This is a genomic window from Laceyella putida (genome assembly GCF_042665195.1).
In the GTDB taxonomy this organism is placed as follows: domain Bacteria; phylum Bacillota; class Bacilli; order Thermoactinomycetales; family Thermoactinomycetaceae; genus Laceyella; species Laceyella putida.
In genome coordinates this window covers 22107-45846 of record NZ_JBHTBW010000044.1, presented here as the reverse complement: position 1 = coordinate 45846, position 23740 = coordinate 22107, and the positions used below count along the sequence as shown (strand labels likewise).

The following is a 23740-nucleotide window of genomic DNA, read 5'->3' as shown; positions in this document are numbered from 1 at the left end:
CTGGCCTTCCATAAAACACATCATAAGATTCTTTAACTAACTCATGTATAAAGCTAAAATCAACGACTTCGTTGATTTTTCTCAGAATATGATTTTCCGGAATTAGGTTATACAATTCACTGTGAACGGAGCTTTTCTTGATATTTTGGTCTTTTAACATATTATTCACCCAATTCAGTGTAACAAAAAAAGTGCCCGAAGGCACTTTTACAAATCATGTTATGCTTTTGCATCAGTCTCCAACCGGGGCGACTCTCTTCCTTCAGCTTTCTTCCCATTCTATCTCATCCACATGGCGCGGCGGAAAAGCCCAGCATTCTCTGACCCGATCCTCCTCATCATACACCACGACCATCCGACCGGCGTGATGGGCAAGCTCTCCATAAACAGAGATCGTATGCGATCCCGTCTGTGTTCTCTCCCTTAAGCATTCCACCCCCAGCTGAGCCAATGACCATTCGACGTCGGCTTTTTCTCGCCCGGTCGGTGCAACCCTCAGCAATTTCCGGCTCTGCACCTCTTCTTTTAACCTCGATTGTCTCAGCTGAATGAAATTTCCCATGCTCATCCCCCTTCATTGATCATCCCGAACCAATCTATGCAACACCCTGCGCAAATAAGCCAACATTCACCATTTACAAATTCATAAAATTGCGCATCATTTAACCATGGTAAGCTAAAGATATCCATCTGCGCAACGATTCACTCGCTACACACAACCCGTTTCAACTTCGGGACAATAAGGTATATCTAATAAAAAGAGGACCCCACTGCAATACGCATACAACAAACAGACGTTTTACCACCAGCACCACCAGAAATGGTCCAACTCCAAGGGAGCGATTGGCGGGTTTGCCGAAGGATGGATCGCGGCGAAACTGATTGAAGACATGTTTGAAGACGCTGTTGACGATGGTTTCGATCCAGATGAATCCTCGGATGGGGGGATTATTCGACTCGTTTGGCGAAGGCGAAGAAGATTGACCGACGCAAATGAAAGCCTTGTTATCAGTGGATGAAAGGGTTCTGTTCCCTGGTTGCATCCATCAACGACCGGGAATATATTGCTAGCAACTTCACCACATTAACCAATCCAAGTGGAAGGAGTTGAGAGCGTTGTTGATGAAATCATTAGCCAGTTTGGGCATTGGCGCGGCCACCGTCGACACACGCTTAATCACCCAAACCTTGCAAGCTGGCGAGAAAGTGAACGGCATCTTCAGTATTCGCGGCGGTCATGTTGCCCAACAAATCGAGCAAGTCTATTTGTATCTGGTGATCCGCCTGTTGAAGGACGGGGTCAAAACCAACTACACCCTGCGCAAATATGAACTGAACCATCCTTTTACCATTCAAGCCAACGCCAAGATGGAGATTCCTTTTCACATTACCCTTCCGCTCTCTGCGCCGCTATATACCGGAAATTACCCGATTTATCTTAAAACGGGATTGGATATCAAACATTCCCTCGACCCGCACGATCAGGACCGCGTCGAGATTCGCCCGCATCCCCTGGTGCAAAAATTGTTGAAACAAGTGGAGGACGCGGGGTTTATCCTTTATCGCATTTATAACGAATATGACCCCCGCCAGAAACCGGACTCGTTTGTGCAAGTGTTTGAATATCGGCATTCCGGAAAATACCACGGCATGATCGATGCGCTCAACGTCTACTTCTATGTCAATGAATACATGATTCAGATGAATTTGGAAATGGTACGCGACACGAAGATATTCACCTCCCATCTCGTGTGGGAATACCCCCATGGTGCCGTATATGTGGACAACAAGCAGACATTGACCGATCCATTGACCAAAGTCAAGCAGATTCTACAGGGGCAATGGCAGTAGCCCACTCCCCACCCTGGCCCATTCATGTTAATTAATAATACTATAAATTCCTTCTTTATTTCATATGAAAATTTGGGATTTTCTCTAAATCCGACAAGAAACGGGCTTCTATAAAACAAACGACCCTCTCCCAGACTGGGAAGATGGTCGTCATCTCATCTATACAGCTACATCCCGCTTGGTAAAGGCTATCCACGCCACAACATGGAAGAACAGGAAGTGCACAACCAATACCGCGGTGGAAAAGCCAAGGCTCATCCCCGCAAACGGAATCAGCTGGGCGGCCTCATATTGGCCAAGGTCGAGATTGGCGGCCAACAGGTATTTGCCCCACTGCACACCAAAGGTCTTGAGGATTTCCACCAAGAACATCCCAATGAACATCAGAAACATGGACAGTCCAATCCCCAGCGAACTGCTGCGCGACACCGTGGAGATCGCAAAGGCCAGCGTCACCATCATGACGATTTGAATGAAATAATACCCGTATTCGGCCAGGGTCTGGCCCACGATCTTGTCAGGGGAACCCCACCCAAAAAAAACGAGGCCAAACAGCAAAGACATCACAAAAAACAACGCCAGACTGACCACGCTGAACAGCAGGGCGGCCGCATACTTGGCATACAGGATTTTCGTCCGGCTAGCGGGACGGATGAGCAACAACTTGATCGTCCCCCAGCCAAATTCACAGGAAACGATATCCCCTGCCACGATAAGCGAAAGGATCAGCGGCAACAGGAGCATATGACTGCACTGAAAAGCAAAGCCCCATATATCGGAGCCAACTTGGGACGCCGCCGCAACATACCTTAAAAAGCAGGCCGTCCCGAACACGATCGAGATCAACACGCCGAGCAAGACCGCCGTCCGTGGCCGCACAAACACTTTCATCAACTCATTTTTCACCAAACGCCCAAACTTACCCAACCGTTTCACCTCCGGTAATCTCCAAGAAGCGGTCCTCCAGCCGTTTCTCCAACGCTTTGATGCCATACACCTTCATTCCTCGCTTAACCAGCCCCGCATTAAGCTCGGCGATCTGCTCCCGCGTCAACTCAATGGCAAACCCGCGCGGCACCGTGGTCCATGGTTGCTCCCAACCCAGATCCCCCAACACACTTGCCACCGTTTCCGGCTGATCCACTTCAAATTCCACCGATATGCTGTCCGTCTGTTCCGGACCCCATTCACCCACCGACTTCACATCGATCAACTGGCCGTGCTGAATGATCGCCACCCGGTCACACATCAGTTCCATCTCGGACAGCAAGTGGCTGGAGACCAAAACCGCAATGCCCTCTTCCTGGGACAAGGTTCTCAGATAATCGCGCAATTCGCGGATACCCGCCGGATCCAGCCCATTGGTGGGTTCATCCAAAATGAGTAGCAAAGGCCGATGCAAAATCGCTTGCGCCACCCCCAACCGTTGTCGCATCCCCAATGAATAGGTTTTGACCAAATCATCAATCCGCCCATCCAGCCGCACCAGTGAAATCACATCTTCAATCCGCTCCGGCGTGACCCCTTCCACCATATCGGCAAAATGTAAAAGATTTTGGTACCCGGACATGAATTTATACAACTCAGGGTTTTCAACAATGGCTCCCACATGCTGAATCGCTTCTTCAAACCGCTTCTGCACGCTGACGCCATTGATGAAAACCTCTCCTTCCGTCGCTGCCATCAACCCGACAATCATCCGAATGATCGTCGTTTTCCCTGCCCCATTTGGGCCCAGCAAACCAAAGACCTCGCCGGGATTCACATCAAACGAAACCCGATTGACAATCGTCCGCTTGCCTATGGTTTTAGACAATGCGCGAATGCTTAACACAGGAGCCTGTCTCATGTTGTCCTCCTTCAAAAAACGTCATCAGTTATTCACCATACCTCGATAACCAATTATTTCCATCGTTGTCGTTGCCACATCTATTAAAAACCATAAAAGAAAATATTCAAGATAACCAAGATAAATCTATCAAAATTGGTACAAATCTACCCGCTGGTCTGATCTAATTTTTATTGGTATATCATCCGTTTTTTCGTTGAGGCTATGGATATGGAAAGGATTGCGCAGAAAGGGTGCTCACTATGACTCAAACGACAACCTCCCCCACCGTGGCCCAACATCTCGTCAAACAGCTGCAACGTTGGGGTTGCAAACGAATCTATGGAGTGATTGGCGACGCCACGCTTTACCTGTTGGATGCAATGGGAAAACAAAGCGACATCGCGTATATCGCTTGCCGAACCGAAACCAATGCCGCCCTGATGGCATCCGCCGAAGCGAAGCTGACGGGGCAGATGGCTGTCTGCATCGCCACAAGCGGTCCGGGAATCGCCTCCTTACTCAATGGGTTGGCCGATGCGGCATGTGACCAAGCCCCCGTGTTGGTCATCACAGGCCAAGTGGAACGGACCCATCTTGGAACCGGCACAGTGCAAGATATCAACCAACAAGCGCTGATCCACCCCATCGCCCGCTATTCCAGCCTAGTTGCGGACAGCCACGCTTTCCCGAAGTTGCTTAACATAGCGATGAAAATGGCCTGTGAACAAGGGGGGGTCGCCCACTTGTCCGTACCCAAAGACCTGTGGCGCCTCCCTGTCACGGGGACGCCTTTTCCCTCACCCCCAACCAAGCATTATCCCATTCCGACCGAAACGGAACTGGAACAGATTTGCAAGCGGATCGATGATGCGAAACGGCCCGTGATCCTGGCGGGTCGGGGGATTCAACATGCGACGGGTCCCGCCCTGCAATTGGCGGAACATCTCCATGCCCCGCTGATCGCCACCATGCCCGCCAAACCCTATGTGCCCAATGACCATGAACTGTTTGTAGGCGGCCTGGGGCAAGCGGGCAGTGAAATCGCCCGTGAACTGCTGGAACAAGCCGATCTCTGCTTGATCTTGGGGGCAACCTGGTGGCCCAGCGATTATGTGCCTTCCACCGTCCCGATCATCCAGATTGATGCCGATCCGCAACATATCGGGCGCACCCATGCGACGGTGGGGGCCGTGGCGGGTAACCTGGCCCATCTGTTGCCGCTTTTGATCAACCAAGTCGCGGCCAAAGACCATCCCTCGTATGCGGAAGAAATCGCGCAAAAGAAACAACGGTGGAATCAGCAATTGACAACGGAACGGACTCCATCCGCCCAAGGGTTGACGCCAGCCCAAGGGTTGACGCCAGCCCACGTCTTCGCGGCCTTAAACGAAGTGATCGCGCCAGATGCCATCATGGCCGTCGATACTGGCGACCATACGCTGTGGCTGGAACGCACCTTTCAGTTTGACCGGCAAGAGCTGCTCCTGTCGGGGACCTGGCGGACGTTGGGATTCGGACTACCCGCAGGCATCGCGGCCCAACTCGCCCAGCCCGGACGCCAAGTGGTCTCCATCGCGGGCGACGGCGGGTGCTATTATTCTCTGCCCGAATTGAACACAGCGGTCACGCATCAATTGCCACTCACCTATCTCATCTTAAACAACCAGTCCTATGCGATGGAACAGCGGCGCATGGAGGTGGAAGCGTTAACCCAGGTGGGTGCCGTGGTCCCCAATGCGGACTTTGCCGGGATCGCCCGTGCGTGTGGGGCGGAAGCGCACCGGGTGACCCAACCATCCGAGTTAACCGACACCTTGGTCCAAGCGCTCGCTTCCCCGCGCACGAGCGTGGTGGAAATTTTCTGCGACTCACCCCCTCTCCCCCATTACAAAATCATCACCGGGATCGATGAGACCAACGATTAAGCATTCCCTTTCCCCATCCGCTTTCCGAACAGTCACAGGAAAGCGGGTGTTTCCTTACATGGAAAAGGCCCTGCATACCCTCCGGTACACAAGGCTTGACCCCGATCCGCAAACGGTTTGGAACAGACCTCACCTGTTCCCTATCCCAAGTTCAGCGTGCCGACTTTAAGTAAGCGGCCCTACTTGATCAAACAGGCCGGCGCTGGCCTTGATCTTCGCTTCATTGCCGATCACGCAGATACGGCCTTCTTTTAAGACGCCCTCCACCACGGGCGCCAACCTTCTCACATTGGCAATGGTCGCCCGTAAAACTTGCTCCCATTCTTCCCGCAGCATCTCATCCGTGATTCCGCTGAAGTGGCGCAAAATGGCCACCTCTCCTTTTTGGCTGGGTGAGCGGGCGGGATCCAATTTCCTGATGGTCCCGATCAGGAGACGCTTCCACTCGTCACGGGACATATCCAATCGCCTCAAATAGGAAGGAATTTGCTCGTATACCGCGAGCGTCTCCTTCAGATGCGGATCCCGATAGGAGACGAAAGCGAGTGTACCCATCCGGCTCAAACTGCACATGGCGCCATAGGCCCCTCCTTGCACGCGAATCCGGTTCCACAAGTACTCCGTCTCAAGCAAGGTTTTAAGCACCACCCAGTTTCCTTCATAGCGGCCCCCCGCCCCAGCCAGGCCGCCCCCCTGCGCCACATACTGGACACCGCTGGGTCCGTAAAACGCTTCGGTTCGCTTGTCGCTCACAAACTGGTAAGCTTGCGGGACGACCGGATCAGCCGCAAGCGTTGGCACCCACTTCTCCAAAAAGCGTTGGAGGGTTCCTTTCTCTTCCCCCGCCGCCATCAGGTGAACCGTCAACTGATCCCGTTGAAAGATCAGCCGTGCGGTCTGTTGCAACCGCCAGACAATCTCGTCCGACCGATCCGCAAAATCTCGCTCCAATTGGTTCAAGAAGCGGTACAACTGGATGCCATATAACATCTCATCGTATTGTCCTTTGTCCGACAGCGTCGAAGCGACGCGCATCAACGCAATTTGATGGCCGTTCCGCGTGAAGGAGGACTCTCGTTGCGCTTTCAACTCCCTGATCAACTGTAGCAGACGCTCTTTCTCCTCAAACCGGGTCTGGGCCAAGATTTCATTCAACAGTTCCGGAAATGCCGACCATTGCTGGGGCAATAGCTTCACCCCCACTTGGAACAGCGAAGTGAATCCCGCTTTCGGCTGCGGTTTCGGATAGGTCTGCACTTTGAATTGCATGCCTCCTGTCAAGATATGCATCGCGTTGGACAATCGGCCATAGGGGTAGCGCCGGGTGCTCATTTTCCCCAACACATACGCCAACAGGGGGATATAGGGAATGCGCTCTTGTGGCACCGCCTGGGTGTCAAATAATAGCTGGAGATAATGAATGCCTTTGGTCGCTTGTGGCGTAAACAAAACGGGAATCCCTTGTTCCCTCGTTTTCTCCAGCCGGATCGGCTCCGGGTGCGCCGGAAGCTCTTTCAGACTCAAGACAGGCAATCGAGCCAAGTCTTCAGCGCGATCCGCCATCCGTTGTCTCGCTTGTAGCCGCTGGGTTTGGTCGATCAGTCGTTTCTTGTCCGGTTCGGACAAGGCGCGCTTCATCCGCTCCAGCTTCTCTTTCCACGCTTTCTCTCTCTCTTCCGCCAACGTCACACTCGGCTCCAGCACCACAAATGCGGCATGCCGATTATCCAGCAACCAGGTTTGAATCCATTGTTCCCCTCCGCCTCGCTTCAAACCTGCGCGCAGCTTCGCCAACGTATCGTCATAGCGCAAATGAGCCAAGGGGTCTCCACCATGCAACCAACTGTTCATCACCTTAAAATAATAGGTGAGCCCGGCCGGTCCCCCTTGATCCGGCTCACGCAAGGACACCTCCAACCAATTGATGCCCGCCTGCAGCAGCTCGGGGTCGATTCCTTTTGTAACCAGCCGGCGCAATGTCTCTGTCAACACTTGCTGAAAGCGGCCCAACATCCCGGATTCGGCATGTTTCACCAAAACGCAGAACATGGGTTGCCGCATCGAGGGGTCAATCAGCCCTGACACCACCTTGCCTATGCCCGCATCCAACAAAGTCCGTTTCAACGGGGACGCCGGGCTATAAAAGAGCACATACGCCATCAGGGTCAACATCATCGCCTGCACCGGGTCAGTCGCTTGGCCGATCGCGTAGGACGCGCTGTACAGCGTTCTCCCTTCTGTGCTCGGCGCGGGATAAGCAACCGTTTTTTCCACTGGCGCCGGGAACGGGGATTGGACCAATGAAGGATGACGCACCTCCCGTTTCGCAAAGGAGACGAGGGCTTCCTCATGAATCAGCTTGAGCATCTCCACCACATTCCCATTGCCGTACAAGTAGAAATAACTGTTGGAAGGGTGGTAATGGGTCCGATGATAAGCCAAGAATTGCTCCAACGTCAGATCGGGGATGTGGTCGGGGTTCCCACCGGAATCAAAACCATAGGGAGTATCCGGATACAAGCTGTATTTGGCCATGCGCCCGAGCAACGAATCCGGGGAAGAATACACCCCTTTCATCTCGTTATACACGACGCCGCTGATCGTTAACGGGTCAGTTGCGGTCGGCAAGGAGTAATGCCAACCCTCTTGGAGGAAGATTTCCGGCGTAGTGTGGATCTTCGGAAAAAACACCGCATCCACATACACCGAGACCAGATTGCGAAAGTCTTGCCAGTTGCGGCTCGCCACCGGGTACACCGTCTTGTCCGAAAAGGTCAAGGCATTGAGAAAGGTGGACAATGATCCCTTCAACATCTCTTTGAATGGTTGCTTCACCGGATACTTGCGCGAACCGCACAAGACCGAATGCTCCAAAATATGTGTCAACCCCGTGTGATCCCGCGGCGGTGTCTTAAAGCCAACCGCAAAAACGTTATTGGGATCCCCATTGGCCAACTGCAACAGCTTGGCGCCCGTCCCTACATGTTCAAACACCCTAGCCGTGGCATCGATCGCATCCACCGCCTGCTCATCACGCAGGATAAAGCCATGCAAACGTTCACCGATCTTCCAGTTTATTGCCGTCATATGTCCTCTCCCTTTGCTGTGACTTCACTTAAGTCTATTCTTCTTACTCACTGTATGGTGACATGACAAGACATGGGGACAAACGCTTCCATTCGCTATATCCGACTAAACCCATTTTGGCACACAGTTCTCACTTCTTCTCACGTCCTTCTTGTATTTCATTATACACCCATACCTTGCCGCAACGCTTGACATAGGGCGGTTACAAGACAGAATGGCGCAAAGATGATGTCGTTCTAAACTAAACACCCCCACTTGAGTTTGACTACCCAAAGTGGGGGTGCTTTCTATTCCCGGCGTGACTCCCGTTTCGGCTTGACCCGTTCCGGCACTTGGTCGGGCCGTACGTCCATGTATTCCGCCTGAAAACTCCCTTCGTAGGTAAACATCTCCCCGATCAGCGGATGGCTGACCCGCACCTCCACCTTAAAACACCCTTCCTCTTCGCTATACCATTCACAGACGTCAGCATGTCCGGTACAGACTGCGGGCAAAGGCATGGAAGCTCCCCACCCCACCAACCGCTGGGCCCCGGAACGGAGCCGCAAGCCACCATTCGGTTCAACCGACAACAAGATATCCGCGGCGATATCCTGGTGCAAACCCAGATAATCCACTACAGATTGACGCGCTTCACTGTAGATCATCGTCGCATCAAAATGAACCTTGCGATCGGCAAATTGAAAGGTGCGGGCAAATGTTAGCGTCTCCCGCCCAAATGAATCGGTATAGGCGTAGTTTTCAATCATAAACGGAATCCGCTCCCCCGCTCTGGGCACCAACAGATGACGCCGGCTGGCAACGGCGAGAAACGGGCGAAGCCAAGACCCTTTCAGCCAAATCCGCTTCATCACCCCACGGCCCACCACCGCCAGTTGATCCCGGCTGGAGATCCCAAAGCGCCGTTGCATCTGGGGATGAAGCTTGGCAAAGTCCGCTCCCAATGCTTGTTGGAATAAAGATGGCATGCGATTACGATTCCTTTATGTCCATTTTAGTCATCTTGCGCTTACAGCGTCCGGCAAACGCCACTTCGGGATGAAGCGTGAGACATAGGACCGACAGCCCAATCATCGCCAGATTCAAGGTAAGTGGATCAAACGGTTGGATCAGCACTTCCGGTTGCGTCAGGATAGCGGTCAAACCAAGCCCGATCAGAAAAGCGATACTACACCATTGCAACAAACGAATACGCGGCATCCACAACAGGGTCAGGCCCAAGGCGATCTCTCCCATCCCCGCCAACGCCAGCCACACCCGCTCGCCTCCGGCGAACACCCCCAACTCTTGCAATAAAGCTAACTCCCCACTTTCTGGAAACAGCAGTTTCGGCACCAAACCATGATAAATCCAGATCATTGCCAGAATCCAGACACCGGCGAGATAAGCGGCGCTCTTCTTGAGCGTGCGTCGCGGATGAATCCCCCGCTCCAGCCAGATGCGCAGACAGTCAAAGCTCCACGCCGTCGCCCAACCCATCAGCGGCCGGAAAACAAATCGGTCAAACAGTTGACCCAACCAGCCAAAGCGCGGTTCATAATCGTACCATGTGAGAAAAGTGACGCTCCGGTCGCGCGGAATATATCGCCAATAGCCGGAGCCTTCCCTGATCAGGGACAACGCCTGATCCGACGAGAAGTGCAGCGAGGATACCCGCTCGCCGCCCGGCAGGCTCCGCTGGACCATTGACTTTCCTTCCCCGGCGATCTTCAGTCCGAAACCGATCTGCGTCGTATATAAGAAGCGTTGCGGCTCTTCCTCATTCTCCCGCGGCAAGTACGCAATATCCGTAAAGCGCAAATCCCACTCCTTATGCAACTGCGGGTCCTGTGTCGCCTCCCACAACGCCTCCATCGAACAATCCAGTTGCGTTTCCACGTAAATGGGTTTGTTTTTCAAAGGCTTTCTCTCCCATTGTGAATAATTTCACGTTTTTCATTATTATAACGGTTCTTTCATTGCAATGACCACCGTTCTTTCACCAGAAGGAAATCAGGCTACCTGCATTGAATGAATATAGATAGAACGTACGTTCCAACCATCTGACGAAGGAGGCTAGACACCAACCATGAAAACCACTCTGATGCATGTCCGGGCCAACGTCTCCAACCTGCAACTCTCCCTTACCTGGTACGAAGAGGTGCTGGGCTTCCGCGTCACCGACCTTTGGCCACCGGAGCGGCCCAATTACGCCCACTTCGAGTTGGGCAAAGGGGCCATCTTTGCCATCATGGAAGACGAGAACGTCCCTTCCCATGGACGGTTCAATTTCTATGTTTCGCATGTGGATGAGCTATGGAACCAGCTCAAAGACCGCGTCGAAGTGGTGGAACCATTGTTTGACACCGCCTATGGCTCCCGCAAGTTCACCATCCGCGACCCCGATGGCAATGAACTCGGCTTTGTGCAGGAATGAGAACCGATCTTGACCACTCCCCATGCCTAATGGCAGGGGATTCTTGGGTAATCCCGCGACGCTCCCTCCCATCTCCATAGCTGAAGCTAGAGGTTTTCTTGCTCCAAAAATATAAAAAATAAAAGCCCCGGGTTTGCTTCCCAAGGCGGCGTTTGTTTTTGGATTCTCACTTTTGTTCAAAATCGCCCGATATTTTCTCCACCATTTCCTTCAACATCTTCAACTCATTATCCAACAGGTTCTGTTTATATACCCATGAGCGCATGATATCCGACATTTGACTAAAGCGCTGCTCCATCTCCCGTTTCATCTGATTCAGGGATTCGGTTTGTTCCTCCACCAAGCGATGAACCGTTTGCAGATTGGCATGGACTTCTTTCAAACCGTTTTCGGCGTATTGGCCCAACTCCAATTTGGTGTGATGCAGCCGATCTTCAAGCCCTTTGAATAACGACTCCAGTGCGACATAGCCCGCATCCGTCCTTAATTGGGCAGTGACCGCGACTTCTTCTGTGCCTCGGCCCAAGACATCAATCACCGTCAACAAATCATCTTGCTTGGCGGCGATTCCTTCCAAACGGAGTAGATCATCTTGTCTGGCCATGACCAGCTCCAATTTCCTTAGATCTTCTTTCATGGCGGATCTCTTATTTAATCCAGCCACTTCCCCTTTCACTTCAACCATTTCTGTCTTTAATCCGGCCACTTCCATTTCAAGGGTATCCAGCTTATCATTCATCGTTGAGAGCATTTGCTCAATTCTGTCTAATTGGGACATCCGTTTTTCCTCCTCATGACTCAAACACTCAATGTACCTTGCATATGATTGCTAAAAACGTTCTATCCCTCTATCAATGACCATATATTAACATCAGAACATATGTTTGTAAATGATTCATTCAAAAAAAGTCGAACTGATGCGTGGATGCTCCCTTGTCCGAGCACTTTTATTAACCGTTTTCCAACCAATCCATCAAGTCAACGCCACCCGCTCAAAGTGTTCCACTGTCGGAAACGGGTCATAGAAATGATGCAGCAGCGCCTTCCACTCCTGATACTCCGGCGACTGGCGGAATCCAACGGTATGATCTTCCAGCGTCTCCCACTGCACCATCAGCAGATACTTCCCCTTCTCTTCCATGCAACGTTGCAGTTCGTGATGGATGTAGCCTTTCATCGAGGCGATGATGGGCGATGCTTGCCGGAACGCCGCTTCGTAGTCCGCCTCCATGCCTTCCTTCACCTGCAACATGACCGCTTCCAATACCATCATTATCCCTCCATCATGCGTTCTATTTGTCCTTATCCAACGCAAAAACTTCATCCAATCGCAAATCCTCCCGAATGCAGAAGAGCACTCTTGCTTCCAACTTTTCAAATTCACCCATCTCCTCGCCTGACAGGGCGCCATCTTGTTGCCGCCGCACAAATGCTTGCAACCACTCTCGCATTTCTTGCACCGGTGCCATCACCTCTTCCGGAACCACCCATCGCTTCCGGAAATAGAGCCGCTCCAATTGATGGAGAACCGTTTCAAACTGACCGATCCGCTCACGATTGGAAAACGTCGCGCCCTGATCGTTCAACCCGATCCGGATCTCATCGACCAGCTCCATCAACTCCTTATACGCTGACATTCGATATTCATAAACCTGCTCCGTTTTGCCTTGTTGCCGCTGGGTTTCGGTGATGATCTTGGCGTTGAACACCAACCCGATCGCAAACGTGATGGCGGTGACGATGGCCGTGATCGCCGCTCCGATCACTTCCCCATCGGAGGTGAACAAGAGAAACGAGCAGACCGCCAGAAAGATGATGGAAAGCTTGGCGATGGTTGATTGCCACTGCGGAAACCGTTTGGCCAACGCCTCCACATGAATCACCGCATACCCCATGATCAGCAAGACAATGCAGAGATAAACCCATTGGTTCCAATCTTTTTCCGCCAGCTCCGGTTCCAACCAAAAAGGGAGCAAGACACCCAACCCAGCGATCGCAAACATAACATACCCAATCAGCTTCAACAGCTTGAAAAACATAAAATGCCCCTTTCATTCAATTGAAACCGACACTTCCTTATGTATCGCGCCTCTTGAATAAAACCTAGAGTAGAATGCTTCATTCCATCATACCACATTTGTCGAAATATAATGAAATGACCTTTGATATCAATATGAGAGGGGCTCTTTTCAACAATAAACACTATTCTTCCCTACGGCGAACACCCCGTCCAAATCCTCACGCTTGAACGGGGTGTTCATCTCTTCCTTGCGATTCCGTTACTCCGTAAACGCGTTTAGCATCCAGAGGTGTTTTTCCAGGCTGGTGCGGATGTGGGTCAACATGTCGGCGGTCGACTCGTCATCCGCTTGCTCGGCGGTGTCGATGCCTTGTTTCAATTCATTTACCAGCGTTTTGAAATCAGCGATCAGGTTATTCACCATGTGCTGGGTGGTTTCGCTGCCCGAGGCTTCTTGGATGGAAGCGAGGCTCAGATATTCTTTCATCGTGGCAGCGGGTTTGCCGCCGATGGCGAGCAGGCGCTCGGCCAACTCATCGATGTAGCCGGACGCTTCCGTATAGAACTCCTCGAACTTCTCATGCAGTTCAAAGAAGTTTTCGCCTTTGACAAACCAATGGTAGTTGTGCAGTTTGACATAGAGCACACTCCAATTGGCCACTTGCTTGTTCAGCACGTCATAAACCGCTTGCGTTGTCATTCTATCCCTCTTTCATTGTGACTAAGTTCTATCTATAGTATTACCCATTCCATTATATTTCTTGAAAAAAACATCAGATTAACGCAAACTGAAGATACGGCCCCCCTGCAAGAGGAAAAACCACATGAAAAAGCCGACCATGATTGGGTTCGGCTTTGATTCCATTCTCTATTCTTCTGCCGCCAATAATAGCCTGTCGACTTCGGCAACGGCAACCACTTTTTCGCGTCATGCCTGATCTTTCGCTTGTCCTTGCCCATCAGCTTGCTCCCTCATCGCTCCCACCTTGGCCAACACGCTGGCGGCATACCAAGAGATCACCATGGCACATCCGCTCGTCCCGAAAAAGGGGAGCAACCCCGGGAACATCAGCAGAAGATACAGCACCGCCCCGCAGCTCACAACCATCAGAATGGTAGAAAACGGGTGGGACATCCCGATCAACAACGTAGCTCGAAAGTAATGGAAGAAAGGCATCTCAAAATGAACATAGACAGGATACAGATACAATGACGTAAGCGCATACAACAATCCCATCACCAAAGTGACGACGGTAAACACTTCCGACAGTGGACTATCCAAGGTTAAAAACCAACGCAGGTCAAACCATAAGAGAATTCCCACAGCAGACAAGATATAACCCAAGGCATTACCCTTGACAAATTCTTGTTTATAGTAACCCCAGTAGGTGCGGAAAACGGGCACATCCTCTCCCTGCAACCATTTGCGCATCACGGCGAACATCGCTACGGTAGCCGGCCACATCCCCGCCGCCACGAAGCCGCATAAGGTAAATAAGATCCACAGCAGATTAATATAAGCCAAATTCATGATCCATTCACAAACACGATACAATCTTCCAGCCAGTCCGTTTAGTTCCATCGCATTTGTCCCCTCTGGCCTACGCGATCATCCATTCCCCTTCGACATAGCGCGTGAGCCTTTTTCGAATCTGCTCCACCGATGAGATAACGGTTCACATGGTTGGACACCTTAGGCGTTCCCCGTTCCCTGTCAAAGGGGGGTTCGTTGATGGAAATAATGAAGGCATGCCCATTGCCCATAAATATAACTGAATCGAATGAAATCTATCGAAAAAACGTCCAATCCAAAATACACTTCTCCTTTATTCAACTAATTCCTATTTATTTAAATATTTTATCATTATCTTCCGTGCTTGAGAAGAAAATCGCCCCTCTCCCATTCTTGTTCTCTTGTCTTCGCACGTGCAAAAAACCCCTTTCATTCTCGACTGAAAATGAAAGGAGTTTGCAAGCAAGGGACTATCAGGTAACTTCCTTGCCCCAGGCAATGGAAAGGGAACCTATGGCAGTTGGTCGAGAAACACGCGATGATTTTTGGAGAACTCAAAGTTATTGAACCTGTCCCAGTTGATCGACCACGTCATCAGTCCTTTAAAGCCGGGATAACCCGAGGCATTGCGCAACTTGTAAGCGCCACCGTAGGATTGGCCTTTCACCAGATAATTGACCGCTTTCTGCACTTCTTGCGTGGAAGTGTAGCCATTTCCCGCATTGACGCTGGCTGGCAGGCCAATCAGCACCTGCTCGGGCTTAAGCGGCGGGAAGAAGTTGTTGGCATTGCCTGCGACAGGGAATCCTTGCAGCACCATCTCCGCCATCGCCACGTGGAAATCGGCGTTGCCCATGTTGTAATACTGGTTATCCAAAGCAATGACCGGACCGGAGTTGTAGTGTTGCACTTGAAGCCAGTCAAGGATATCGCGTAGCTTGTGAATCACGGGCAGATACGCCCCGGCCCGGTTATCAACGCCGTTGCCGTTGCCGCCATAATGCGTGTATCCCACTTGCACGAAGAAGGTTTCGGGGGCCATGGTCAGAACGAAACTGTTTCCAAAACGGTTATGGATCGTGCGGATCGCCGAGATCAGGTTGGTGATGACCGGCGTGGTGGGATTGTTGATATTCGTATCGCCTTGATTGAGATAGAGGGAATGCCCTTCAAAGTCGATATCCATTCCGTCAAACCCATACTTTTCAATGATGGAGGTCATTGAGTTCACGAAGTTGTCCCGCGCTTGCGCAGTGGTGAGCTGCACTTGCCCATTGGCCCCCCCAATGGAGATGACCACTTTCTTCCCTTTGCTTTTCAGATAAGCCACATCCGCTTTAAAGTCAGCATCGGTATAGTTGTAAGGGGTAAAGCCGATCGTTCCCGTTGTCGCCCCTCCCACTGGTTCGGCAAAGGAAACGTTGATCACATCAAAGTCCGGGGACACATCCCGCAAGCGGATAAAACCGGAACCATTATCAAAGTTGTGCCAGTAGCCGACAATCAACTTGTTCCCGCCACCGCCACCCCCGCCGGAAGAGGGGTTGGTCGTCACCGTGATCGCATTGCTCGCCGCAGACACATTGCCAGCCGCATCTTTTGCCTTGACCGTAAACGTATAGGAAGTGTTTGCCGCCAATCCGGTCACGGTGTAAGCGGTTCCGGTTGTTGTGCCCGCCAAGGTGGATCCGCGATACACTTCGTACCCGATCACTCCCACATTATCCGCCGCCGCTGTCCAAGTTAAGCTGACACTGGTTTCTGTCTTGCCGGAATAAGTCAAGTTGCCGGGGGCCGTGGGCGCTTGGGTATCACCGCCGCCACCTCCATCCGAACCGATCACTTTCCATAACGCTGGAACATTTGGCGGTTCCCAACCGGCAATGGAGGTATGGGATTGCAAACATTCATAAAGTTTGCCGCCATACGTGACCTGATCTCCCGTTTTATACGCCACATTCGGCGCCCACGCACTTGCCGCCCACCCTTGAAAAGGGAGAATGCTTACCACCAGCGCCAACAGCAACGCCACCGCCCATTTTTTCATCAGCCGATTTCTGTTGTCTCTGTTCATGCTGTCACCATCCTCGATTCAAAGTGGATGAGAGCCCCCTCGTGTTGTATCCGTTTTCAATTATCTGTATATAATAAAGTTTTCTATCTATTCTACAGTTTATCGTATATTGGTAGAGTCGTCTATACCAATATAGGGTCAAAAAAAGACAGTGAGTCGCAACGGAACGGGTAACCTGAATAACCATTGCTGGCAATAAAAAAAACAGTGATTTAAGCTCATCACTGTTGCTCTTTATGAAAATGTGTCCATTTGTGAAGTTGCCCCATTTCCACTTCCTTAGACAAAGAACGCCCCCCACCTCAGCAGAGTGGAACAGGAACGGCTCTTCATGCATCACGTTTTTTGACGTTTCCGGATCACCATCCACTCCACGATGACCAGATTACACACAATGCCGCACCAGAGCCCGGATTCCAAGACTTTAGTAAAAACATAATCATAAGGGTTGTTGCCAAAGGAACCGCCGTGAAACAAAACAAAGAACAGGATGCTGAACGGTGATAACACGCGTGCACTTGCCGCGACCAAAGTCAGGGCATAGTTGCGAATCATCCAGATCCGGTGACGAGCCGCCCTTGCCGGATGGTGCTGTAAGCTTTCCGGCCACTGATTAGCCACAATATGTCCAACACCGCAAAACCCATTTGCCGGATAAAGCTTTCTGTATAGATCACAACGCCAAAACCCGTTATCCCACCAACAAGGATCGATCCGAGATAGATACGCCCCAACACTCGATGAAGTTGCGATGCTTTGCACGAAGGGTATTCGAAAACTGAAATGGTCCAATCACAAGCGAAATAGCGGCCGAAAAGATATGCACCAAAAGCAACGGAAAATGCAGGCCGGAAGATGGGTCTATTTTTACTCTGCTTTTTGTCGGATCGAAAAGCAGATAAGGTGCGACAAGAAATACAGTCAGGCTGATGATAGCCAATGTCAAGAGAATCCAAACGGTCTTGCCTTTCCATTCAAACATTGTTTTCCCTCCTGTTTTTGGGCACAAAAGCAACATCAGAAGGGCAGCGCCAGCATCGCTGACACTGCCCAACGCTCTGTCCTATTGTGGTCAGAACACATTCCACGCTTATTTCTTCAAAATTTCCTTCATTTTCAGGTACTCGTCTTCACCAATCTCATGATTGATGAAACGCCGTTTCAGAATCTCCTCCGCTGTGAGCTGACTGTCTAAGCGGCCATAATGGCAGCCGCGTCCACAACGGCGGAAGCAAATGATGCGAAAAATCACAAACACTGCCATCAGCATGAAGAAGAATCCAAGTGGAAAAAAGAATGGGATCTGATGGACATACGGGTTTCCTGTTAAGAACATATCTGATCACCTCCTTGCCCAAACTAAGCGGATGAACATTGGCTTTGCCGTCTCGCCCATTCATTACCGCCCAAGCAGCGTTCCTGCTCAGCTTGAGCCTGTTCGTCCATGAATAAGATACCTATTTGAACTCACAAATTGCTGGGGCAAAAAGTCACAAACCAATCACAAACCGATCACGTTCCTGACGCATCAACGAACGGTGTTGATGACTGTGTTAAGATGAAGTTGGTATTAATTGTTCATGCGGAGGTTGCCATGAGTCGCACAAGAAATATATTGGTCGTGGATGATGATAAAGCGATTGTGGAATTGATGCGGGATTTTCTTGAAGATGAGGGATTTCGGGTGAAGGAAGCTTTTAATGCCAATGAAGCCTTAGAGATTTTGCGCCGCTCACCTGTGGATTGTGTCATCCTTGACGTCATGATGCCCGGCCAAAATGGGTTTGAGCTATGCCGGGAAATCCGCCGCACAAACGATGTTCCCATTCTGTTTTTAAGCGCCCGCGGCGAAGACGTGGACAAAATACGCGGATTGGGGATTGGTGGGGATGATTACATTGTTAAATCCGCCACACCCGTGGAAGTGGTGGCGAGAGTAAAAGCGGTGCTCCGTCGCTATGACAAACCGAATGCCCGGCAAAACGCCTCGTTTCAGTTTGGGCATGTCACCCTTGATGTGAAAGCGCACGAAGTGAGAGTGCGTGACAAACCTGTTCCTTTTACGCCAAAGGAATTTGAAATCCTCCTTTTATTCGCGGAGCATCCCCGTCAAGTGTTTACCTATGATCAACTGCTTGAACGTTTCTGGGGCGGTGTCGGAGACAAACACACGGTCGTCGTCCACATGAGCAGGATTCGTGAAAAAATCGAAATGGACCCCAACCATCCCAAACTCATCGTTAATGTTTGGGGCGTAGGTTACCGTTTCGAAGGAGCGCAATAAATGAAAACCTTTAACATTCGCCAATTCATATTCGTCGGTTTATTATCGATGATCATTTTGCCGCGGCTGTTTTACGTCATTACAAGCTTTGTCCTTCAACCCATGCTTGATCATCGATCCCAAACGCAGGAAGCTATGGCAGACAAATTCGTACAAGAAATAACGAACAACACCGACAAGTGGCATGACTTGCATTGGCAAAACACATTACGAAACAAGTTTCAATCGTCTGCTATCGCAGCTTCAGTGGCAGAACCATCCGGAAAAAAGCTCTTTCAGATCGGTCATTTCCAGCCCAAACAACCTAACAGCCGACAAGTGACGGTAGTGGAAAACGGAAAAGTTCTGGGCGTCATCACGCTGTTTATCTTCAACCAAAATCAATTCTTTGGCATGTTTTCCTCCATGCTTGCAATTGCTCTTGCCTTTCTCCTCATTGGCTGGCAAATGGGCCAATATGTGCTGAAGCCTCTGGCGGCGATGAGTCTGGCAGCCAGGCGAATCGCCAAAGGCGATTTGGATTTTGAATTGCCAACGTCCCGCGTAACAGAAGTGGCCGATGTGCGCGCCGCTTTTCAGGCAATGGGTGATGGCCTCAGGGAGTCGCTTGCACGCCAAGCCAAATTAGAAGAAGAGCGGCGCTTCTTTATCACTTCCATCGCGCACGACCTGCGCACACCGTTATTCGCATTGCGCGGCTATTTGTTGAGACTGGAACAGGGACTTGTTGACTCGCCGGAGAAAATGGCGCGCTATGTAAGTGTGTGCAGACAAAAATCGGAGCAACTTGAACGGCTTATATCCGACCTTTTCGCCTATTCGAAGACAGAATATATGGAACAAACGGCTGCCACCTATCGTGAATCGGTGGAATTTGGACCATGGATCAAAAAGATCGTTGATCATTTTCGGTTGCTTGCACAGGCGCAGGACGTGGAAATCATTTTTCAAGAGCCGGAGAAACCCTGCTTGATTCAAGGCGATCCCCATTTGCTGGAGCGCGCTGTGGAAAATCTGTTGGAAAATGCTTTGCGCCATACTCCACCAAAGGGGAAAATAACGGTGAAATGGTGCATTGAAGGGCAAAGAGCCGTCTTCACCATCACCGATACGGGACCGGGAATTCCCACACAAGATCTTCCCCATGTATTTGAACCCTTCTACAGAGCGGAAAAATCAAGAAATCCGGAAACAGGGGGAACCGGACTTGGCCTTACTATCGCCAAACGGATTCTCAACACCCACGGTGGCGATCTGGCAGCCACCAATCATGTTCTCCAAGGAGCAGAATTTATCGGTTGGCTTCCCATCAGCGATTCGGCGCAAGAGGGATAACGATCATGCCCGCGATCATGTTGGCCTGATTTTTTCGAAAAAGGCGCATTCACCATCCGCTCCTTCGACACCAACATCCTTTCTTACGCCAACAACAGGGGTTCAGCAAAAAATGGATTGCTCCATGCCGGAATGTTCGGTATCGTATATACAACAGCAGCTATCATTTTCATGGAGGTCATGAATGTTTACGCATTTGAACGAACAAAACCGGGCCAAGATGGTCGATGTCACCCACAAGGAAGTAACGGAGCGGGTTGCCGTCGCCAAAAGCCAAATCAAGATGAAACCAAGTACGTTAACAGCGATAGAACAAGGGAATATGGCCAAGGGGGATGTCTTGGCCGTCGCGCAAGTCGCGGGAGTGATGGCCGCAAAGAAAACGGCGGAGCTGATCCCGATGTGCCATCCCATCTTCACGACAGGAGCCAATCTCCATTTTGAGAAAATCGCGGAAGATACGTTGGAGATCAGCGCAACGGTCAAAACGCGCGGCGTCACCGGAGTCGAGATGGAAGCACTCACCGCTGTCAGCCTTGCTGCGCTTACCGTCTACGACATGTGCAAAGCCGCTGATCCCGCCATGGTGATCGGTCCGACCCGCCTGGTTGAGAAACGCGGTGGAAAGCAAGGCCATCTTCGTTTTGATGAGCAGAAAGGATGATTCATCCATGACATGGAAAGTGGGCATCATCACGGTCAGTGACCGTTGTTCCAGGGGGGAGCAGGAGGATGTCAGCGGGCGCCGGTTGCGTGAGCTCTGCCGGAATTGGGAAGTGATCGCGTATGAAATCATCCCGGATGAACAACCGCTGATTGAAGACACCCTGATCCGCTTCGCCGATGAATTGGGTTGTCAGCTGATCCTTACCACTGGTGGCACTGGGTTCGCCCCGCGCGATGTCACACCGGAAGCGACCAAAGCCGTCATACATAAAGAAGTGCCCGGTTTAGGGGAAACGATGCGCCGCGAAACGGTCAAATACACCAATCTGGCAATCGTGTCGCGGGCGACTGCGGGGATTCGCAACCAATCGTTAATCATCAATTTTCCCGGCAATCCCAAAGGCGTTCAGCAGTGTTTTGAAGCGATTTCCGACGTGATCCCACACGGACTTCGCATTTTGACCGATTCGCCACTGCACTGAAGCTAACCCTTGAGAGAAGAAGATTTTTGCCTGTACAAATCACCGCATCAATCATTTAAGCCAAGGGAGAGATCACTATGCGTTTTAACAGGGAAGTCGTGAAAGTCGCCGATGCGCGGGAGCGCCTCTTCCCCCATATCCGCGTAAAACCGACGGAAAAGCTGAAGTTGGAACAATGCGTCGGACGCTACTTGGCCCAAGAGATTGTCTCCACATCCCCTCTGCCCCACTTTCACCGCTCCAGCATGGATGGTTATGCGATCCGGGCAGCGGACACCCGTGGTGCCACTCGGGAGCGGCCCGTGCTGCTTGAAGTTCTGGAGACCATCCCGGCAGGCAGCGTTCCCCAACACCCGATCACCAGAGGCACCGCCTCCCGGATCATGACGGGTGCGGCTGTTCCTGAAGGCGCCGATGCCGTAGTCATGATCGAGTGGACGGAAACGATCGAAAAAGACGAGAAAACCTATATATACATCCCACGCGAACTGGAGCCCGGCACCCATATCGCGCCAACAGGATCTGAGTTGGAGCAAGGCACGCTCCTCCTGGGAAAAGGACAACGCATCGGCCCAGGGGAAATGGCCTTGCTCGCCACTTTCGGCTACGCGGAAGTGGAAGTCTATGAGCGGCCCACCGTCGCCATCTTCGCCACAGGCTCGGAATTGCTCAACGTCAGCTCTCCCCTTCTTCCCGGCAAGATCCGCAACAGCAATAGTTACACCCTGCTGAGCCTGCTGCTGGATGCCGGAGCCATCCCCTTGATGCAAGAAACGCTTCCCGATGAGGTGGAACAAGCCCAGGCCAAGATTTTGGATGCGCTCGACCGAGCCGATCTCGTCATTACCACGGGAGGGGTCTCCGTCGGTGATTTTGATATTTTGGTGGATATTTTTGAACGTTGGGATGGGCGGATGCTATTCAATAAAGTGGCGATGCGCCCCGGCAGTCCGACCACGGTCGGTGTGCGCGAAGACAAATTCCTCTTTTCCCTCTCTGGGAACCCGGGCGCTTGCTTTGTGGGGTTTGAACTCTTTGTGCGTCCGGTGATCGCAGGCATGATGGGCAAACCGGACCGATCCTTGCCGACGTTCACCGCCGTGATGGACGAAGATTTCACCAAGCCCAGCCCCTTTGAACGGTATGTGCGCGGCCGGTATGAAATAGTGGATGGGCAGATGTTCGTGCGACTGGCCGGAACGGAAAAATCCAGCATCACGCTGACCATTAAAGACGCCAATTGCCTGATTGTCGTTCCGCCGGGGGGGCGCGGCGTGGGCAAAGGGGACAAAGTGCAAGCGATCATGCTGAAAAAATGGGAGTGACGAGGGTAAGCCCCCCCATCCTGCAAGTGGTGGGTTACAAAAACAGCGGCAAAACCACCTTGCTTTGCCAACTGATCCATTACGCCGCCAAACGGGGCATCCGCGTGGGAACAGTGAAACATGATGGGCATGATTATGAAATCGACCACCGCGGAACAGACACATGGCGCCATCGCACGGCAGGGGCCGAAGTTGTGGCGATTACCTCCCGCACGCAAACCACTCTGATGAAAAGGGAACCGATGTCACTTCCCCGCATCATCAGCCACATGACGGAAATGGATCTCATTCTGGTGGAAGGTTTCAAACAAGCGCCCTTTCCCAAAGTGGTGTGTCTGCGGCGGGAACAAGACGCCTCCCTGCTCGATTCCCTCTCCCATGTCATCGCGATAGTCACGTGGTTCCCGTTCACCCATCCCACCATTCCAACCCGGTCCATCCACGACGATCCGGCCGAACTTGCCAGAACCCTGTATCTCATGATAGGAGTTGAAGCTTAAGTGAAGAAGATTGCCGTGACCCCTGACCCGATTGATGTGAATGCGCTCATTGATTGGGCCAAAGACCGCAATTGCGGAGCCATCTGTACCTTTATGGGGACGGTGCGCGAACTGACCGGAGACCAAAAAACACTCTATTTGGAATACGAAGCTTACCATGGAATGGCGGAGAAGATGATGGATCGCATCGCGGATGACGTCATCGCCAACATGGGGTGCGCCCATGTCGCCATCGTCCATCGCGTCGGGCGCTTGGAAATCCTCGATACGGCCGTGGCCATCGTCGTTGCCGCACCCCATCGGGACGCTTCTTTCAAAGGCTGCCGCCATGCCATTGAAAAGATCAAAGAGCTTGTCCCCATCTGGAAAAAAGAATACGGCGAAGATGGATCGTATTGGGTTGAAGGAATTCCAAGCCAAAAAGGATGATA

The 23740-nt window shown here is 51.6% G+C and carries 27 protein-coding genes; 10 read left to right on the top strand and 17 right to left on the bottom strand.

The window, feature by feature from the left end; genetic code table 11:
* Together ACFQNG_RS13105 and ACFQNG_RS13100 are read right to left on the bottom strand one after the other, a co-directional pair.
* Positions 1-160 (bottom strand): transposase (locus ACFQNG_RS13105; protein ID WP_465261214.1); only part of this gene is annotated, 160 nt, incomplete at its 3' end.
* Positions 161-262: 102 nt separating this feature from the next.
* Positions 263-562, bottom strand: a complete 300-nt coding sequence (locus ACFQNG_RS13100; RefSeq protein WP_379865641.1) for a hypothetical protein — start codon at positions 560-562, stop codon at positions 263-265.
* Positions 563-1122: 560 nt separating this feature from the next.
* On the opposite strand from ACFQNG_RS13100, the gene ACFQNG_RS13095 reads away from it, so the two are divergent.
* Entirely contained in the window at positions 1123-1851 is a 729-nt protein-coding gene (locus tag ACFQNG_RS13095) for a sporulation protein (protein WP_379865648.1), read from the top strand.
* A 159-nt stretch (positions 1852-2010) separates the two neighbouring features.
* Here the strand turns inward: ACFQNG_RS13095 and ACFQNG_RS13090 are convergent, their stop codons facing one another.
* Positions 2011-2787 carry an ABC transporter permease gene (locus ACFQNG_RS13090; RefSeq protein WP_379865638.1) on the bottom strand — a complete coding sequence of 259 codons (777 nt, stop codon included), beginning with the start codon at positions 2785-2787 and terminating at the stop codon, positions 2011-2013.
* Positions 2771-3700, bottom strand: coding sequence for an ABC transporter ATP-binding protein (locus ACFQNG_RS13085; RefSeq protein ID WP_379865636.1), 930 nt, complete (start codon positions 3698-3700; stop codon positions 2771-2773). Before ACFQNG_RS13085 ends, ACFQNG_RS13090 begins: the two co-directional genes overlap by 17 nt.
* A 242-nt stretch (positions 3701-3942) precedes the next feature.
* Between ACFQNG_RS13085 and ACFQNG_RS13080 the strand changes: the two genes are divergently transcribed.
* Positions 3943-5607, top strand: a complete 1665-nt coding sequence (locus tag ACFQNG_RS13080; RefSeq protein WP_379865634.1) for a thiamine pyrophosphate-binding protein — start codon at positions 3943-3945, stop codon at positions 5605-5607.
* Positions 5608-5772: 165 nt separating this feature from the next.
* Here the strand turns inward: ACFQNG_RS13080 and ACFQNG_RS13075 are convergent, their stop codons facing one another.
* The 3 genes from ACFQNG_RS13075 to ACFQNG_RS13065 form a co-directional block, all read right to left on the bottom strand.
* Positions 5773-8694 carry an insulinase family protein gene (locus ACFQNG_RS13075; RefSeq protein ID WP_379865632.1) on the bottom strand — a complete coding sequence of 974 codons (2922 nt, stop codon included), beginning with the start codon at positions 8692-8694 and terminating at the stop codon, positions 5773-5775.
* Positions 8695-8981: 287 nt separating this feature from the next.
* On the bottom strand, positions 8982-9662 hold the full coding sequence (locus ACFQNG_RS13070) for a DUF4166 domain-containing protein (RefSeq protein ID WP_379865631.1): 681 nt from the start codon (positions 9660-9662) through the stop codon (positions 8982-8984).
* A gap of 4 nt (positions 9663-9666) precedes the next feature.
* The gene (locus ACFQNG_RS13065) at positions 9667-10593 is read right to left on the bottom strand and encodes a DoxX-like family protein (protein ID WP_379865628.1); all 927 of its coding nucleotides are present in this window, start codon (positions 10591-10593) and stop codon (positions 9667-9669) included.
* A 169-nt stretch (positions 10594-10762) separates the two neighbouring features.
* Here ACFQNG_RS13065 and ACFQNG_RS13060 point away from each other — a divergent pair, with 169 nt between their 5' ends.
* Positions 10763-11110, top strand: coding sequence for a VOC family protein (locus ACFQNG_RS13060; protein WP_379865626.1), 348 nt, complete (start codon positions 10763-10765; stop codon positions 11108-11110).
* 166 nt (positions 11111-11276) lie between these two features.
* On the opposite strand, the gene ACFQNG_RS13055 is transcribed toward ACFQNG_RS13060, so the two are convergent.
* From ACFQNG_RS13055 to ACFQNG_RS13010, 10 genes are all read right to left on the bottom strand, one after another.
* Positions 11277-11888, bottom strand: a complete 612-nt coding sequence (locus ACFQNG_RS13055; RefSeq protein ID WP_379865625.1) for a hypothetical protein — start codon at positions 11886-11888, stop codon at positions 11277-11279.
* A gap of 195 nt (positions 11889-12083) precedes the next feature.
* Positions 12084-12380, bottom strand: a complete 297-nt coding sequence (locus tag ACFQNG_RS13050; RefSeq protein ID WP_379865647.1) for an antibiotic biosynthesis monooxygenase family protein — start codon at positions 12378-12380, stop codon at positions 12084-12086.
* A gap of 22 nt (positions 12381-12402) precedes the next feature.
* Positions 12403-13149 carry a hypothetical protein gene (locus ACFQNG_RS13045; RefSeq protein WP_379865623.1) on the bottom strand — a complete coding sequence of 249 codons (747 nt, stop codon included), beginning with the start codon at positions 13147-13149 and terminating at the stop codon, positions 12403-12405.
* Between the two features lie 240 nt (positions 13150-13389).
* The gene (locus tag ACFQNG_RS13040; protein ID WP_379865622.1) at positions 13390-13830 is read right to left on the bottom strand and encodes a Dps family protein; all 441 of its coding nucleotides are present in this window, start codon (positions 13828-13830) and stop codon (positions 13390-13392) included.
* 228 nt (positions 13831-14058) lie between these two features.
* The gene (locus ACFQNG_RS13035) at positions 14059-14712 is read right to left on the bottom strand and encodes a YesL family protein (protein WP_379865620.1); all 654 of its coding nucleotides are present in this window, start codon (positions 14710-14712) and stop codon (positions 14059-14061) included.
* 442 nt (positions 14713-15154) lie between these two features.
* Entirely contained in the window at positions 15155-16717 is a 1563-nt protein-coding gene (locus ACFQNG_RS13030) for a chitinase (protein ID WP_379865619.1), read from the bottom strand.
* A 336-nt stretch (positions 16718-17053) separates the two neighbouring features.
* Positions 17054-17338 carry a DUF2306 domain-containing protein gene (locus ACFQNG_RS13025; protein WP_379865617.1) on the bottom strand — a complete coding sequence of 95 codons (285 nt, stop codon included), beginning with the start codon at positions 17336-17338 and terminating at the stop codon, positions 17054-17056.
* Positions 17269-17454 (bottom strand): hypothetical protein, encoded by a 186-nt coding sequence (locus ACFQNG_RS13020; RefSeq protein ID WP_379865615.1) that lies wholly within the window; start codon positions 17452-17454, stop codon positions 17269-17271. The genes ACFQNG_RS13025 and ACFQNG_RS13020 overlap by 70 nt, the downstream gene beginning before the upstream one ends.
* On the bottom strand, positions 17409-17699 hold the full coding sequence (locus ACFQNG_RS13015) for a hypothetical protein (protein WP_379865650.1): 291 nt from the start codon (positions 17697-17699) through the stop codon (positions 17409-17411). The genes ACFQNG_RS13020 and ACFQNG_RS13015 overlap by 46 nt, the downstream gene beginning before the upstream one ends.
* 108 nt (positions 17700-17807) lie before the next feature.
* Entirely contained in the window at positions 17808-18053 is a 246-nt protein-coding gene (locus tag ACFQNG_RS13010; RefSeq protein WP_379865614.1) for an SHOCT domain-containing protein, read from the bottom strand.
* A 258-nt stretch (positions 18054-18311) separates the two neighbouring features.
* Here ACFQNG_RS13010 and ACFQNG_RS13005 point away from each other — a divergent pair, with 258 nt between their 5' ends.
* The 7 genes from ACFQNG_RS13005 to ACFQNG_RS12975 all read left to right on the top strand — a co-directional run bounded on the left by ACFQNG_RS13005 (position 18312) and on the right by ACFQNG_RS12975 (position 23738).
* Entirely contained in the window at positions 18312-19001 is a 690-nt protein-coding gene (locus ACFQNG_RS13005) for a response regulator transcription factor (protein ID WP_379865613.1), read from the top strand.
* On the top strand, positions 19002-20336 hold the full coding sequence (locus tag ACFQNG_RS13000; RefSeq protein ID WP_379865611.1) for a sensor histidine kinase: 1335 nt from the start codon (positions 19002-19004) through the stop codon (positions 20334-20336).
* Positions 20337-20520: 184 nt separating this feature from the next.
* Entirely contained in the window at positions 20521-21000 is a 480-nt protein-coding gene (moaC, locus tag ACFQNG_RS12995; RefSeq protein ID WP_379865608.1) for a cyclic pyranopterin monophosphate synthase MoaC, read from the top strand.
* A 7-nt stretch (positions 21001-21007) separates the two neighbouring features.
* Positions 21008-21484 carry a molybdopterin adenylyltransferase gene (mog, locus tag ACFQNG_RS12990; protein WP_379865606.1) on the top strand — a complete coding sequence of 159 codons (477 nt, stop codon included), beginning with the start codon at positions 21008-21010 and terminating at the stop codon, positions 21482-21484.
* A gap of 77 nt (positions 21485-21561) precedes the next feature.
* A complete protein-coding gene (locus ACFQNG_RS12985) occupies positions 21562-22809 on the top strand; it encodes a molybdopterin molybdotransferase MoeA (RefSeq protein WP_379865604.1) in 1248 nt (415 codons plus the stop codon).
* The gene (mobB, locus tag ACFQNG_RS12980; protein WP_379865602.1) at positions 22806-23309 is read left to right on the top strand and encodes a molybdopterin-guanine dinucleotide biosynthesis protein B; all 504 of its coding nucleotides are present in this window, start codon (positions 22806-22808) and stop codon (positions 23307-23309) included. Before ACFQNG_RS12985 ends, mobB begins: the two co-directional genes overlap by 4 nt.
* Positions 23310-23738 (top strand): molybdenum cofactor biosynthesis protein MoaE, encoded by a 429-nt coding sequence (locus ACFQNG_RS12975; RefSeq protein ID WP_379865600.1) that lies wholly within the window; start codon positions 23310-23312, stop codon positions 23736-23738.
* Positions 23739-23740: the final 2 nt, after the last annotated feature.

Bases quoted from the DNA above. Each gene is read 5' to 3' on its own strand.
- ACFQNG_RS12985 (WP_379865604.1), top strand. From the start codon at position 21,562: ATGCGTTTTAACAGGGAAGTCGTGAAAGTCGCCGATGCGCGGGAGCGC.
- ACFQNG_RS13055 (WP_379865625.1), bottom strand. From the start codon at position 11,888: ATGTCCCAATTAGACAGAATTGAGCAAATGCTCTCAACGATGAATGAT.
- ACFQNG_RS13000 (WP_379865611.1), top strand. From the start codon at position 19,002: ATGAAAACCTTTAACATTCGCCAATTCATATTCGTCGGTTTATTATCG.
- ACFQNG_RS13035 (WP_379865620.1), bottom strand. From the start codon at position 14,712: ATGGAACTAAACGGACTGGCTGGAAGATTGTATCGTGTTTGTGAATGG.
- ACFQNG_RS13010 (WP_379865614.1), bottom strand. From the start codon at position 18,053: ATGTTCTTAACAGGAAACCCGTATGTCCATCAGATCCCATTCTTTTTT.
- ACFQNG_RS13040 (WP_379865622.1), bottom strand. From the start codon at position 13,830: ATGACAACGCAAGCGGTTTATGACGTGCTGAACAAGCAAGTGGCCAAT.
- mog (WP_379865606.1), top strand. From the start codon at position 21,008: ATGACATGGAAAGTGGGCATCATCACGGTCAGTGACCGTTGTTCCAGG.
- ACFQNG_RS13015 (WP_379865650.1), bottom strand. From the start codon at position 17,699: ATGTTTGAATGGAAAGGCAAGACCGTTTGGATTCTCTTGACATTGGCT.
- ACFQNG_RS13100 (WP_379865641.1), bottom strand. From the start codon at position 562: ATGGGAAATTTCATTCAGCTGAGACAATCGAGGTTAAAAGAAGAGGTG.
- ACFQNG_RS13075 (WP_379865632.1), bottom strand. From the start codon at position 8,694: ATGACGGCAATAAACTGGAAGATCGGTGAACGTTTGCATGGCTTTATC.
- ACFQNG_RS13060 (WP_379865626.1), top strand. From the start codon at position 10,763: ATGAAAACCACTCTGATGCATGTCCGGGCCAACGTCTCCAACCTGCAA.
- ACFQNG_RS13085 (WP_379865636.1), bottom strand. From the start codon at position 3,700: ATGAGACAGGCTCCTGTGTTAAGCATTCGCGCATTGTCTAAAACCATA.
- ACFQNG_RS13080 (WP_379865634.1), top strand. From the start codon at position 3,943: ATGACTCAAACGACAACCTCCCCCACCGTGGCCCAACATCTCGTCAAA.
- ACFQNG_RS13005 (WP_379865613.1), top strand. From the start codon at position 18,312: ATGAGTCGCACAAGAAATATATTGGTCGTGGATGATGATAAAGCGATT.
- ACFQNG_RS13095 (WP_379865648.1), top strand. From the start codon at position 1,123: ATGAAATCATTAGCCAGTTTGGGCATTGGCGCGGCCACCGTCGACACA.
- ACFQNG_RS13030 (WP_379865619.1), bottom strand. From the start codon at position 16,717: ATGAACAGAGACAACAGAAATCGGCTGATGAAAAAATGGGCGGTGGCG.
- ACFQNG_RS13070 (WP_379865631.1), bottom strand. From the start codon at position 9,662: ATGCCATCTTTATTCCAACAAGCATTGGGAGCGGACTTTGCCAAGCTT.
- ACFQNG_RS13050 (WP_379865647.1), bottom strand. From the start codon at position 12,380: ATGGTATTGGAAGCGGTCATGTTGCAGGTGAAGGAAGGCATGGAGGCG.
- ACFQNG_RS13045 (WP_379865623.1), bottom strand. From the start codon at position 13,149: ATGTTTTTCAAGCTGTTGAAGCTGATTGGGTATGTTATGTTTGCGATC.
- moaC (WP_379865608.1), top strand. From the start codon at position 20,521: ATGTTTACGCATTTGAACGAACAAAACCGGGCCAAGATGGTCGATGTC.